Genomic DNA, 13844 nt, shown 5'->3' on the forward strand with positions numbered 1-13844 from the left:
CGCGTCAGTCCTCGCCGTCCACGGCCTGGTGCTCGGTCGGCGCGAGCAGGTGCTCGAGGGCGTGCTCGGAGTCCATCGCGGCCACGAACAGGAGCTCGTCGCCGGACTCCAGGCTGCGGTCGGGCTCGGGCGCCTGGATCCCGTTGCTGCGCAGGATCGCGACCAGCACCACGTCGCGCGGCCACTGCACGTCGCCGACGCGCACGCCGACGTACGGGGAGTCCTCGGGCAGCGTGAGCTCCACCAGGCTGGCGTTCGAGCCGCGCAGCGAGAAGAGGCGGACGAGGTCGCCGACGGTGACGGCCTCCTCGACGAGCGCCGACATCATCCGTGGCGTGGAGACGGACACGTCGACGCCCCACGCGCCGCTGAACAGCCACTCGTTGTCGGGGTGGTTGACCCGCGCGACGGTGCGACCGATCCCGAACTCGGTCTTGGCGAGCAGGGAGACGACCAGGTTGGCCTTGTCGTCTCCCGTCGCGGCGATGACGACGTCGCACTGCTCCAGGCGTGCCGTCTCGAGGGCCGACATCTCGCAGGCGTCGGCCAGGAGCCAGTCGGCCTCCGGGATGGTGTCGGAGCGGATCGCGCGCGGGCTGCGGTCGATGAGCAGGACCTGGTGCCCGTTCTCGAGGAGCTCCGCGGCGACCGAGCGCCCGACAGCGCCGGCACCGGCGATGGCGACCTTCATGACTGCTCCTCCCGCGGGCCCTGCTCGAGCGAGCTGAAGACGTCGGCGGAGTCGGGGATCGCCGAGAAGAGCTGGAGCACGTCACCGTCCTGGAGCACCGTGTCGTCGGCCGGGATGAGTCCCGAGCCGAAGCGGGTGAGGCAGGCGACACGTCCTCCGGTCGCCGCCTCCAGCGCGGCGACGGTCGAGCCGACCCACTGGGCGGGGACGAGCACCTGGTCGGCGCGCACCTCGCCGCTGGGGTCGCGGTAGACCGGGTCGTGGCCGGCCGGCAGGAGCTTGCGGAGGACCTGGTCGGCGGCCCACGTGACCGTGGCGACCGTGGGGACGCCCAGCCGTTCGTAGACCTCGGCGCGGCCGGGGTCGTAGATCCGCGCCACGACGGTGTCCACACCGAACTGCTCGCGCGCGACCCGCGCGGAGATGATGTTGGAGTTGTCGCCGGACGAGACCGCCGCGAACGCGTCGGCGCGCTCGATCCCCGCGCGGCGCTGGACGTCGCGGTCGAAGCCGAGCCCGGTCACGGTCATCCCCGAGAACGAGGGCCCGAGGCGGCGGAACGCGTCGGCGTCGCTGTCGATGACGGCGAGCGAGTGACCGCGCTCCTCGAGGCGGTGCGCGAGCGTCGATCCGACGCGACCGCACCCCATGATCACGATGTGCACGCGATGACGCTACACCGGACAGGGCGGTGGCGAGCGCGGGCTGGGTCTGCCGGGTCTACGATCCTCGGGTGGGAATGGCCGAGCTGGGCAAGCGCATGGTCCTCGGGCGCAAGCTGCGCAGCACGCAGCTCGACGAGACGCTGCTGCCGAAGCGCATCGCGTTGCCCGTCTTCGCGAGCGACGCACTGTCGTCGGTGGCGTACGCACCGGACGAGATCTTCCTCGTCCTCTCGATGGGCGGGCTGTCGGCGTACGCGTTCAACTGGAAGATCGGTATCGCGGTCGCCGTCGTGATGATCACGGTCGTCGCGTCGTACCGGCAGAACGTGCGAGCCTATCCCAGCGGCGGCGGTGACTACGAGGTGGCGACGGTCAACCTCGGGCCTCGTGCCGGGGTGACGGTGGCCTCGGCGCTGATGGTCGACTACGTGCTGACCGTCGCGGTGTCGATCTCGTCCGGCGTCCAGAACGCGACCGCGGCGCTGCCGTGGCTCAACGGGCACGAGGCGGCCGCGGCGTCGCTGCTCGTCGTGCTCCTGGTCGCGGTCAACCTTCGCGGGCTGCGCGAGTCCGGTGCCGCGTTCGCGATCCCGTCGTACCTCTTCATGGTCTGCATCGTGGGGATGGCCGTCTGGGGATTCGTCCGGTACTCCTTCGGCGACCTGCCCGAGGTGGCGAGCGCCGACCTCGAGCTCGTGGCGGAGGAGCCTTACACGGGTGCCATCTCGGCGGTCGCGATGACGTTCCTGGTCGCGCGGGCCTTCTCCTCGGGCTGCGCCGCCCTGACCGGCGTCGAGGCGATCAGCAACGGTGTCCCGGCCTTCCGGCGCCCCAAGAGCAAGAACGCCGCGACGACGCTCGCCCTCCTCGGCCTCATCGCGGTCACCATGCTGATGAGCATCATCCTGCTGGCCGACCTGACGCACCTGCGGTTCGTCGAGGACCCGGCGACCCAGCTGTTGCGCGACGGCGTGCCGGTCGGGGACTCCTACGTCCAGGACACGGTCATCGGCCAGCTCGCCGCTGCCGTGTACGACAACGCCCAGCCGATGTTCTACCTGACGGTCGCCGTGACCGGCATCATCCTCGTGCTCGCCGCGAACACCGCGTTCAACGGGTTCCCGGTGCTCGGCTCGGTCCTCGCCCGCGACGGCCACCTTCCTCGGCAGCTCGACACCCGCGGCGACCGGCTCTCGTTCAGCAACGGCATCGTGCTCCTGGGCCTCGCGGCGATCGTGCTCATCGTGGCGTTCGACGCTCAGGTCACACGCCTGATCCAGCTCTACATCGTCGGTGTCTTCGTGTCGTTCACGCTCAGCCAGCTCGGCATGATCCGGCACTGGGGCCGCCACCTGCGCACCGAGACCGATCCTGCGGAGCGCGGCCGGATGATCCGGTCGCGCTGGGTCAACCGGTTCGGTCTCGCGATGACCGCGACCGTCCTCGTCATCGTCCTCATCACCAAGTTCCTCGCGGGCGCGTGGATCGCGATCACCGCGATGGTCGCGCTCTACCTCCTCATGCGGGCCATCCGCCGTCACTACGACGAGGTGGCCGAGGAGCTCGCGATCGAGGACTCCGACGTCACGCTGCCGTCGCGGGTGCACGCGATCGTGCTCGTCGGGCGCCTGCACAAGCCGGTCATGCGGGCGCTGGCGTACGCGCGGGTCTCGCGTCCGGACTCGCTGGAGGCGCTCACCGTGGACCTCGACCCGGAGGCGACGGCACGGCTGACCGAGCAGTGGGACGCCCTCGACCTGCCGGTGCCGCTGGTCGTCGTCGGCTCCCCGTACCGCGAGCTGGTCCGGCCGGTCATCAAGTACGTCAAGGAGCTCCGCCGGGCGAGCCCGCGCGACATCGTGATGGTCTACGTCCCGGAGTACGTCGTCGGGCGCTGGTACGAGCAGCTCCTGCACAACCAGACCGCGCTCCGGCTCAAGGGACGGCTGCTGTTCACGCCCGGCGTCCTGGTGACGAGCGTGCCCTACCAGCTGCAGTCGGCGAAGCGTCGCGGGCCCGAGCGCGTGCGCCCGGTGCCGGGCGAGGTGCGTCAGGGCCGGACGTTCAACGAGCGCCGGAAGCCCTGACCTGGTGTCCATGCGTCACCCTGGAGAGGTGAGCGCACCGACGGACGAGACCGAGGACCTGACCGGCACGAGGGTCGAGCTCGACGTCGGTCCCGTCGCCCACGGCGGCCACTGCGTCGCGCGGTGGGACGGGCGCGTCGTCTTCGTCCGGCACACCCTCCCTGGCGAGCGCGTGGTCGCGGAGATCACCGAGGGGGGTCCGGGTGACCGGTTCCTGCGCGCCGACGCGGTCGAGGTCCTCGACGCGGCGCCGGGACGGGTCGAGCCGCGGTGCCCGGTGTCGGGACCCGGCGGCTGCGGAGGGTGCGACTTCCAGCACGTCGACCTGGGCGTCCAGCGGGAGCTGCTCGGGGCGGTCGTCCGCGAGCAGCTCAGCCGTCTCGCGAAGATCGACCGGGAGATCGTCGTACGTCCCCCGCTCGACGACACCGCCCCCGACGGGCTCGGCTGGCGGACCCGGGTGACGTTCGCCGCGGACCCCGAGGGGCGCCTCGGGCTGCGCAAGCACCGCTCGCACGAGGTGATCCCGCTCGACGACTGCCCGATCGCGTCGGCGTCGCTGCCGCCGGTGCTCACCGAGCCGTGGCCGGCGGCGCGCGTGACCGCGGTGGCCGGGACGGACGGCGACCGGCTCGCGGCGGCGTACGACGTCACCGGTCCGCTGCCGGAGGTCGAGGCCGACGGGATCGTCGCCGACGGTCGCCGCGTCACCGGACGCGCGTGGGTCCGCGAGCGGGTCGGCCACCGGGAGTTCCGGGTCGGTGGTGCGGGTTTCTGGCAGGTGCACCCGCGCGCGGCCGCCACGCTGGTCGACGCGGTGATGCGCGCCGCGCAACCGCGCCCGGGGGAGCGGGTCGCCGACCTGTACGCCGGGGTGGGGCTGTTCACCGCCTTCCTCGCCGAGGCGGTCGGCAGCGACGGGTCCGTGCTGAGCGTCGAGGGCGATCCACGGGCGTCGCGGGACGCCCGGCGCAACCTGCACGACCTTCCTCAGGCGCGGGTCGTCAACGGCGACGTCGAGCGGGCGCTCCGGCACGGTCAGGCGGGGGACCGGTGCGACCTCGTGGTGCTCGACCCGCCGCGGACCGGCGCGCGGGCCAAGGTCGTCCGCCGGGTGGCGGCGCTGCGGCCGCGCCGCGTCGTGTACGTGGCGTGCGACCCCGCCGCGCTCGCCCGTGACGTCGCGACCTTCTCCTCGGAGGGCTACGAGCTGGGCGACGTGGAGGCGTACGCGCTCTTCCCGATGACCCACCACGTCGAGTGCGTCGCCGTGCTCGACCGCCGCGTCTGATCCCTCGCCCGAAGGTCGTCGACGCTTGCGCGTGTCGATCGGGCGGTCGTGACTCCCGGGCGCGAGACACTTCACGCGTGACCTACGCCGACCCGTCCCGCTGCCCCAGCTGCGGCGCCCCCGCGAGCGGCTCCTGGCGCTGTGCTCGTTGCGGTATCGAGCTGCGCGGCGAGCGCCCTCTCGCGCTCCTGCGCCTGCTGGGCGAGGCCGACAGCGTCCTGGCCCAGATGGAGACCGAGGCGGCGTCGTGGCGCCGGGAGCAGGGTGGTGCCGCGGCGGCAGCCGCGCCGCCCGCCGCGCCGCCCGCCGCGGCCCCGCCGGTCACCGCCCCTGCCGCGCCGCAGCCACCGACGTACGGGGCGCCACCGCCCTGGTCGCCGCGCCACCCGTCGTACGGCGCTCCGCAGCAGCCGCGCCACACCTGGACGGTCGGCGGCACGCTCCTGGCGCTCGGCGCGCTGTGCCTCGTGGTCGCGGCGTTCGTCTTCGTCGCCGTCACGTGGGGGCGGATCGGGCTCACGGGCCGCACCCTCATCCTCCTCGCGGTCACCAGTGCGGCCTGCGCCGCCGCGGCCTGGCTGACGACGCGTCGTCTGCGCGCCTCCGCCGAGGCCCTGTGGACGGTCACCGGCTTCCTCGCCGCCTTCGACACCGGCGCCGCGATGTCCGCAGGCCTCCTGGGACTTGACGAGGTGGACGGCGAGGTCGTCGTCCTCGGGTTCTCGGTCCTCCTCGCCGGGGCGGGTGCGGCGGTCGCGCTCTGGTCGCGCCGGTGGATGTCGACCCTCGTCTCCGCCCAGCTCGGGGTGGCGGTCGGCAACGTGGCCGCCGCGATCGCGCTCGTCCTGCTCGTCGACGTCGACCTGCGCTGGACCCTGACGCCGGTCGCGGCCGCCGTGGTCCTCCTCGCCCTGCTCTGCTGGCGCGGCTCGCTGCTGGTGGCGGCCTGGGTGACCGGTCTGGCGGGCGCGTCGATGCTCGGCCTCGCGGCGCTCTGGATCGTCACGGCCGTCGCCATCGCCCCGACCTTCGCCGACCGGTGGTCCGGCGGGGAGGCGCCCGCGGCCCTGCTGCACGGCGCGATCGTCGTGGCGCTCGCCGCGGTCGTCGCGCACGCGTTCGCCGGGCACGTGGCGCACCTGGCCGTGGACCTGATCCGTGGGATCGGCGCCTTCGACGCGGCGGTGTGCCTCGCCGCGGTGCTCCTCCTGAGGGGCGACACCCTCCACGTCGAGGCGGCGTCCGTCACCTGGATCGCGGTCCCGCTCGCGCTGACCCTGGCCGGACTGGTGCACGCGCGCTGGTCTCGCGGGTGGGAGACCGGCGTCCGCTCCGCCGCGGCCGTCGCCGCCGCGCCGCTGGTCGGCGGCGTGCTGGTGTCCGGCATCGAGTCCCTCGTGGCGGTGCTGGAGTCGTGGTCGCCCGGGTGGGTGTCCGAGGTCGGGCTGCGTCTCTCGTCCGACCCGTCGCTGCCCGCAGGATCGGCGTGCGCGCTGTGGGTCGGAGCGGCGGTCGTCCTCGCGGTGGCGGCGTGGTGGCCGGTGCCGTCCAGGACGCCACCGTTGCGACGGCTGCTCCTGACGTCCGCGGCGGTGCTCGTCGTCGGCGGGCTCGGCGTCCTGATCGTGCTCCTCGACGCCCCGGTCGTCCTGCTCGCGCTCGGCCTGCTCGTCGCGGCGGGCGCCGCCGCGACCGCCTGGATCCTGCTCCCGCGCGCGTCGGCGGCGGCACCCGGCGCCGCGGTGCTGGCGGTCGTGTGCGGAGTGCTGTCCGCGCTCGTGCCGATCGGTTCGGCGGGCGCGGCGACGCTGGTCTGGTCGGGCGGCGCGGCGGTCGCCGTGCTCGTGGCCGCCACGACGTACGCCACCCGGCCGGCGGGCAGGGACCGCGACGACGGCCTGATGCTCGCGACCGCCGCGGCGGCGGCGCTCGCGGTCGCGGCTGTCGTCGGATGGACCGACGTGGCAGGGGCCGGGGCCCGGACCATCGCGGTGGTCGCGGCGGCCCTCGCGGCCGTGCTGCTCCTCGCCAGCGCCGTCCCGGGGCTGCCCTGGCCGGTCCGTCTGCCGCTCGAGGTGGTCGCGCCCACGACGGGCGTCGTGGCGCTGGGGTTCGCCGCGTCGGTCGGCACGGCGTGGTTCAGCCTCGTCCTCACCGTGCTCGGCGTCGCGGCCGCGGCGGTCGGCCTGCTGCGTGCGGACCGACGGGCGTACGCGTGGACCGGCGCAGCACTGCTCGGCCTGGCGTACGTCCTTCGCCTGGCCGCCGCCGACGTCGGGGTGGTGGAGGCCTACACCCTGCCGTTCGGTCTGATCCTCCTCGGCATCGGGACCGCCCTCGTCCTGAAGGACCGCGCGCGCTCCACCGACGTCCTCTGGCCCGGTCTCACGCTGGTGCTGCTGCCGAGCCTCCCGCAGGCGCTCGGCGACCCCACGTCCGTGCGCGGCCTTCTCCTGGCGCTGGCCGCGGTCGCGGTCCTGGCAGTGGGGGCGGTCGCGCGGTGGCGGGCTCCGTTCGTCGTGGGTGCCGTCCTGACCGGCGTGCTCGTCGTGCGCTGGGCCGGCCCGTTCGTCGGCGACCTCCCGCGGTGGATCCCGCTCGGCGTCGTCGGGGTCGCGCTGGTGCTGGTCGGCGCCACCTGGGAGGCCCGGGTGCGCGACGCGCGCACGGTCGTGGCGTACGTCCAGCGGTTGCGCTGAGCGACCGTCGAACCAGCCGTGAAAGCTCGTCACCACGCCGGTCGGCGAGGCTCACCATGGGAGCGGAAGACGGCAGCAGCCGCCGGGCGGCCGTTGCTCGTGACCCTCGTCACGTGCTTGGATACCGGCACCTGCGCCGGGGACGGCACGGGCACGGGGGCCGACGATGGTGACGACGAGCAGGGGAGCACGTATGGAGATCGTCGAGCTGACGCGTGAGCATGCCGACGACATCGTGACCTGGAGCTATCCGGAGCCGAACGGCTGCTACGACCTCACCGGCATGGACCCCCGGCACTTCACCGATCTCTCCCACGGCTTCTGGGCTCTCCTCGACGAGGGCCGCCTCGTCGGCTACCGCTGCTACGGGCGGCAGGCGCGGGTCCCGGGCTTCGCCTACGACGACGGCGCGCTGGACATCGCCGGCGGCCTTCGGCCCGAGCTGACGGGCCAGGGGCTGGGCCAGGTGGCGATCTCGACCGGCCTCGACTTCGCTCGCGACCGGTTCGAGCCGCAGGCCTTCCGGGTGACGGTCGCCGACTTCAACGTGCGCGCGCTCAAGGTCGTGGACGCGCTCGGCTTCGTGGCGGTCGAGAAGTTCGAGTCGCCGAGCGATGCCCGCACCTACGTCGTGCTGGTCCGCCCGGCCTGACAGGCCGGGGTCCGGCCCGGGCCGGACACGCCGGGGTCCCGCGCTCGCTCGCGCGCGCCTGGGAAAGTTTGATAGCGTGTATCTTGACATCGAGATAAATCACGAGCGGCCCACTAAGGCCAGCCTGATCGCGCAGCAGTCCGTTGCGCGCGCGACGATAGAAGGCGATGCCGCTCGAGGGCCCGCTTCCTGACCGCGGGCTCCGGCAGGACGAACGAGGAGAGGCGATGGCCAGCGTCAACAGCTTCAACGCGAAGGAAACCCTGAACGTCGGGGACGCCGCGTACGAGATCTACCGGCTGGGGGCGGTGACCGGCGAGGGCCTGGACGTCGACTCGCTGCCGTTCAGCCTCAAGGTGCTCCTGGAGAACCTGCTCCGCACCGAGGACGGCGCCGACATCACGGCCGACGACATCAAGGCGCTCGCCGGCTGGGACGCGGACGCGGACCCGAGCAAGGAGATCCAGTTCACGCCCGCCCGCGTGATCATGCAGGACTTCACCGGCGTCCCGTGCGTCGTCGATCTCGCCACGATGCGCGAGGCGATGGCCGACCTCGGTGGTGACCCGAGCAAGATCAACCCGCTCGCGCCCGCCGAGATGGTCATCGACCACTCGGTCATCGCCGACGTCTTCGGCACGCCGGACGCGTTCGAGCGCAACGTCGAGATCGAGTACGAGCGCAACCGCGAGCGCTACCAGTTCCTGCGGTGGGGCCAGACGGCGTTCGACGACTTCAAGGTCGTCCCGCCGGGCACCGGCATCGTGCACCAGGTCAACATCGAGCACCTCGCCCGCACGGTCTTCACCCGCACCGTCGACGGCGTGCTCCAGGCCTACCCGGACACCTGCGTCGGCACCGACTCCCACACCACCATGGTCAACGGCCTCGGCGTCGTGGGCTGGGGCGTCGGCGGCATCGAGGCCGAGGCCGCCATGCTCGGCCAGCCCGTCTCGATGCTCATCCCGCGCGTCGTCGGCTTCAAGCTGTCGGGCGAGCTCCCGGAGGGCTCGACCGCGACCGACCTCGTGCTCACGATCACCGAGATGCTGCGCGAGCACGGCGTCGTCGGCAAGTTCGTCGAGTTCTACGGCTCGGGCGTCGGCGCCGTCCCGCTGGCCAACCGCGCCACGATCGGCAACATGAGCCCCGAGTACGGCTCGACCATCGCGGTCTTCCCGATCGACGACGAGACCACCAAGTACCTCCGCCTGACCGGCCGTTCCGAGGAGCAGATCGCGCTCGTCGAGGCGTACGCGAAGGCCCAGGGCCTCTGGCACGACCCCGACCACGAGCCGCGCTACTCCGAGTACCTCGAGCTCGACCTCGCCACGATCGTCCCGTCGATCGCCGGCCCGAAGCGTCCCCAGGACCGCATCGTCGTCTCCGACGCCAAGCAGGCCTTCCGCGGCGCGCTGCGCAACTACGTCGAGCACGCGGAGGAGCCGCCGATCGGCGCGTACGACGAGGCGCTCGAGGAGTCCTTCCCCGCGTCCGACGCACCTGCGGCCCACGAGGACGTCCACGGCCAGACGCCGGCGACGGACTACCTGTCGCTCGCTCCGAAGGACAACGGGCGCGCCAGCAACCCGCAGCGCGTCACGACCGAGGACGGCACGACGTACGAGCTCGACCACGGCGCGGTCACGATCGCGGCGATCACGTCGTGCACCAACACGTCGAACCCGTCGGTCATGATCGGCGCCGCGCTGCTGGCGAAGAACGCCGTCGAGAAGGGCCTGTCCCGCAGGCCGTGGGTCAAGACCACCCTCGCCCCCGGGTCGAAGGTCGTCTCCGACTACTACGAGCGTGCCGGCCTCACGCCGTACCTCGACAAGCTCGGCTTCAACCTCGTCGGCTACGGCTGCACCACCTGCATCGGCAACTCGGGCCCGCTCATCCCCGAGGTCTCGCAGGCGGTCAACGACGGCGACCTCGCCGTCACCTCGGTCCTGTCGGGCAACCGCAACTTCGAAGGCCGCATCAACCCCGACGTGAAGATGAACTACCTGGCGTCCCCGCCGCTGGTCGTCGCGTACGCGCTGGCCGGCACGATGGACACCGACCTGTTCAACGACTCGCTGGGCAAGGACCAGGACGGCAACGACGTCTTCCTCAAGGACATCTGGCCGTCGCCGTCGGAGGTCGAGGAGGTCGTCGCCGGTGCGATGTCGGCCGACACCTTCAAGAGCGAGTACGCCGACGTCTTCGCCGGCGACGAGCGCTGGCAGTCGCTGCCGACGCCCGAGGGCGACGTCTTCGAGTGGGACCAGGACTCGACCTACGTCCGCAAGGCGCCGTACTTCGACGGCATGCAGCACGAGCCGTCGCCGGTCACCGACATCGAGGGTGCTCGCGTCCTGCTCAAGCTCGGCGACTCGGTCACGACCGACCACATCTCGCCCGCCGGTGCGATCAAGAAGGACAGCCCGGCCGGCAAGTACCTCGCCGACCACGGTGTCCAGCCGCGCGACTTCAACTCGTACGGCTCGCGTCGCGGCAACCACGAGGTGATGATCCGCGGCACGTTCGCCAACATCCGCCTGCGCAACCAGCTCGCGCCGGGCACGGAGGGCGGCTTCACCCGTCAGCTCAACGAGGACCCTTCGACAGGCTCAGGACAAGCGGCTGTCACGACCGTCTTCGAGGCGTCGGAGAAGTACATCGCGGCGGGCATCCCGCTGGTCGTGCTGGCCGGCAAGGAGTACGGCTCGGGCAGCTCGCGCGACTGGGCGGCGAAGGGCACCGCGCTCCTCGGCGTCAAGGCCGTCATCGCCGAGTCGTACGAGCGCATCCACCGTTCGAACCTCATCGGCATGGGCGTCCTGCCGCTGCAGTTCCCGGAGGGCCAGAACGCCGAGTCGCTCGGTCTCACCGGCGAGGAGACCTTCTCCTTCACCGGCGTCACCGAGCTCAACGAGGGCCGTACGCCCCGGACGGTGAAGGTCACGGCGACCGGCACCGACGGGCAGGCCGTCGAGTTCGACGCGGTCGTGCGCATCGACACGCCGGGGGAGGCGAACTACTACCGCAACGGCGGCATCATGCCGTACGTGCTGCGCTCGCTCATCGGCTGAGCGCACGCCACCCCGCTTCGGCGGTGAGTCCGGTCCCACCCGTCCGTACGACGGAGGGACCCGGCTCACCGCCGAAGGCGCTTCTCACGCCCGGGTCTCGATTTTGTTGCGTCAGTGACAAAATCGGGTCCGGGCGTGCTACGTTCGCGTCGCCCGCACGAGAGCGCAAGGGAGCGGACGCGTGCCACTGCAGCAGCAGCGACCGACAGGCAAGGGTGCGAACCAGGAGGCGGTACGCCGTCACAACCTGGGCACCCTCCTCGGTCACGTCCACCGCGACGGCGACGTCTCGCGAGCCGACCTCACCACCCGCATGGGCCTCAACCGCTCGACGATCGCCGCGCTCGTCGGCGAGCTCGAGCGGCTCGGCGTCGTCGCCCAGGCGGCACCTCGAGGTGACCGCCAGGGTGCGGGCCGGCCGTCCCTGCACGTACGCCCGGGCGAGCGCCAGGTCTGCGTGATCGCGGTCGAGCTGCGGGTCGAGAGCGTCGAGCTCGCGCGGGTCGGTCTCGGCGGTGAGGTGCTCGGGCGCGCGTCGTCGCCGGTCGCATCCGGAGCGACGCCGGAAGTCGTGGCCGACCAGGTGGCGCGGACCGCCTCCGAGCTCCTCGTCGACGTGCCGGACGACGCGCTGCTCGTCGGCATCGGTGTCGGCATGCCGGGCATCGTGTCGACCGAGGACGGCCGGATCCACTACGCCCCCAACCTGTCGTGGACCGACGTGGCGTTCAGCGACCTGCTCCAGGAGCGCGTCGGGGGGCAGGTGCCCGTCGTGATCGGGAACGACGCCAACCTCGGTGTCCTCGCCGAGCATGCGCGGGGCGTCGCCCGCGGGATGTCCGACGTCGTCTACCTGTCCGGCGACGTCGGGGTCGGCGGCGGCCTCATCACGCGGGGGCGCAGCCTGCTCGGCACGGTCGGCTACGCCGGCGAGGTCGGCCACATGCGCATCTCGTCGGAGGGACGGCGCTGCCGCTGCGGCAACCGAGGGTGCTGGGAGACGGAGATCGGCGCGGTCGCGGTGGCGGACGCCCTCGGGACGCCGTCGCACGACATCGCGCACCTCGTGTCACTTCTTGAGGAGGTCCGGACGCCCTCGCTGCCGCTGCGCGAGGTCGGCTACAAGCTCGGCGTCGGGATCACCAACCTCATCAACATCTTCGACCCGCAGGTCGTCATCCTCGGCGGCCTCCTCAGCGCGCTGTATCCCGCCGTGCGGCCCGACGTCGACGCGGAGGTGCGTCAGGGCACGCTCGACTCCGCCGACCGGCGCACCGAGGTCCTGCTCCCCGGGCTCGGCCGTGACTCGGTGCTGGTCGGTGCGGGAGAGCTCGCATTCACCGCGATGATGGCGGACCCGCTGCTCGTGGTCGCCGAGGCTGAGCGGGCCCTGCAGCGGGTCCGCGTCGCGACGACGGCCTGACGCTCATGCCCGCAGCTCCTTCTCGAGCGGTGTGGGGAAGCTCGCGCTGATCGTGGCGCCGCCGAGCCGCGCATGGAGCCGCTCCGCCTGGTGCTCGATCGCCGTCCGTGCCGCAGACCCGACGTCCTCGAGGAGCCGGTGCACGACCTCGCCGTCGGGGCGGACCGCCCAGCCGCCGACGATCCGTCCGTCCCACCACACGGTCGGCCCGATGTTGCCCATCCGGTCGAACAGCCGCTCGCGGTGCTCTCCGAGATACCAGGAACGGTGCTTCCAGCCCATCGGCGTCGGGTCGAGCGCCGGCAGGAGCGCCGCGCCGGGCTCGGGTGCCGGCGGGATCTCGGTGCCGGCGAGCGCGAGGCCCGGACCGTCGTCGAGGGTGACGTCGACGAGGTCGAGGCCCGCGAGGGCGGCCCGGGTCTGCGACTTGTTCCATCCGGTCCACCACTGGAGGTCGTCGGCGGTCGCCGGGCCGAAGGCGTCGAGCCAGCGCTCGGCCAGCCGCGTCCGCGCCTCGGGCTCGGCGATCTCGGGTATGCCGCCCGGGAACCATGCCTCGATCGGGGCCCAGGTGTGGTGGCGCGACGTCCACGACCCGCGCGGCTCGGTCCGGACCATCCGGCCCTCGGCGGAGAGCAGGGCCAACGTCGGAGAGGTCACCGTCCGCCGGACGTCCCAGGCCTTGTCGGTCGTGGGGAGGATCGCCGTCCGGAGCCCCGGCACGGCCTCGCCGAGCTGCGCCCCTGTCGCCGTGCCCGCGTCGCGCAGCGCCGCGTCCACGCCCTTCTCCACCTCCGCCAGCCAGGCGTCCGGGTCGGGGACGGGGGGATCCGTGGGAAGCGTGACGAGCTGTTTGAGCAGACGCGTGCGCAGCGTCCGGGCGACGCCCAGGCTCGCGCCGCTGTGGATGATCGGCACGTCGTCGCGGTCGGCGACGAAGAGGGTGCGCCGCATCGCGAGGACGCGGACCAGCGTCCTGCGCTCGTACATCGCCGCGCGCACGTCCTCGAGCGTCAGGGCCGCGGACCGCGCGAGCGCCGACAGGTAGACGGTCGCCGGGTCGGTGGCGTGCAGGACGAGCACGCCGCGCACCACGTCCTCGACCGTCGGCGGCGTGTCGCCGGGGGAGGCCCCGACCCGGTGCCGGACGACCAGGCGGTGGCGGCGTTGCTCGTCGGTGATGCGCACCTGCCCATCCTGGCGTACGGCGCCGACGGTTCCGGTCGGCCGCAGCTCGGTACGACTCGTACGCTGACGGC

General features: G+C 72.7%; 9 protein-coding genes. 6 read left to right on the forward strand and 3 right to left on the reverse strand.

Annotated elements, in window-relative coordinates; genetic code table 11:
* Positions 1-4 precede the first annotated feature (4 nt).
* Positions 5-691: a potassium channel family protein gene (locus ACQSSQ_RS22710; protein WP_431329428.1), complete on the reverse strand. Its 687-nt coding sequence runs from the start codon at positions 689-691 to the stop codon at positions 5-7.
* Positions 688-1341 (reverse strand): potassium channel family protein, encoded by a 654-nt coding sequence (locus tag ACQSSQ_RS22715; protein WP_431329545.1) that lies wholly within the window; start codon positions 1339-1341, stop codon positions 688-690. Before ACQSSQ_RS22715 ends, ACQSSQ_RS22710 begins: the two co-directional genes overlap by 4 nt.
* Positions 1342-1424: 83 nt before the next feature.
* Between ACQSSQ_RS22715 and ACQSSQ_RS22720 the strand changes: the two genes are divergently transcribed.
* The 6 genes from ACQSSQ_RS22720 to ACQSSQ_RS22745 all read left to right on the forward strand — a co-directional run bounded on the left by ACQSSQ_RS22720 (position 1425) and on the right by ACQSSQ_RS22745 (position 12585).
* Entirely contained in the window at positions 1425-3443 is a 2019-nt protein-coding gene (locus ACQSSQ_RS22720) for an APC family permease (protein ID WP_431329429.1), read from the forward strand.
* 28 nt (positions 3444-3471) lie between these two features.
* On the forward strand, positions 3472-4734 hold the full coding sequence (locus ACQSSQ_RS22725) for a class I SAM-dependent RNA methyltransferase (protein WP_431329430.1): 1263 nt from the start codon (positions 3472-3474) through the stop codon (positions 4732-4734).
* A gap of 77 nt (positions 4735-4811) precedes the next feature.
* Positions 4812-7433: an SCO7613 C-terminal domain-containing membrane protein gene (locus tag ACQSSQ_RS22730; RefSeq protein ID WP_431329431.1), complete on the forward strand. Its 2622-nt coding sequence runs from the start codon at positions 4812-4814 to the stop codon at positions 7431-7433.
* A 193-nt stretch (positions 7434-7626) separates the two neighbouring features.
* Positions 7627-8085, forward strand: a complete 459-nt coding sequence (locus tag ACQSSQ_RS22735) for a GNAT family N-acetyltransferase (RefSeq protein ID WP_431329432.1) — start codon at positions 7627-7629, stop codon at positions 8083-8085.
* Between the two features lie 227 nt (positions 8086-8312).
* Complete coding sequence (locus ACQSSQ_RS22740) at positions 8313-11162, forward strand: aconitate hydratase (protein ID WP_431329433.1); 2850 nt, start codon at positions 8313-8315, stop codon at positions 11160-11162.
* A gap of 181 nt (positions 11163-11343) precedes the next feature.
* Positions 11344-12585 carry an ROK family protein gene (locus tag ACQSSQ_RS22745; RefSeq protein ID WP_431329434.1) on the forward strand — a complete coding sequence of 414 codons (1242 nt, stop codon included), beginning with the start codon at positions 11344-11346 and terminating at the stop codon, positions 12583-12585.
* A gap of 3 nt (positions 12586-12588) precedes the next feature.
* Here ACQSSQ_RS22745 and ACQSSQ_RS22750 read toward each other — a convergent pair whose 3' ends face one another.
* A complete protein-coding gene (locus ACQSSQ_RS22750) occupies positions 12589-13773 on the reverse strand; it encodes a winged helix DNA-binding domain-containing protein (protein WP_431329435.1) in 1185 nt (394 codons plus the stop codon).
* Positions 13774-13844 lie beyond the last annotated feature (71 nt).

It is taken from the genome of Mumia spirodelae, from assembly GCF_050632745.1.
GTDB lineage: Bacteria > Actinomycetota > Actinomycetes > Propionibacteriales > Nocardioidaceae > Mumia.

Coding starts and splice junctions, on each gene's coding strand:
- ACQSSQ_RS22710 (WP_431329428.1), bottom strand. CDS start 691: ATGAAGGTCGCCATCGCCGGTGCCGGCGCTGTCGGGCGCTCGGTCGCC.
- ACQSSQ_RS22715 (WP_431329545.1), bottom strand. CDS start 1,341: ATGGGGTGCGGTCGCGTCGGATCGACGCTCGCGCACCGCCTCGAGGAG.
- ACQSSQ_RS22735 (WP_431329432.1), top strand. CDS start 7,627: ATGGAGATCGTCGAGCTGACGCGTGAGCATGCCGACGACATCGTGACC.
- ACQSSQ_RS22740 (WP_431329433.1), top strand. CDS start 8,313: ATGGCCAGCGTCAACAGCTTCAACGCGAAGGAAACCCTGAACGTCGGG.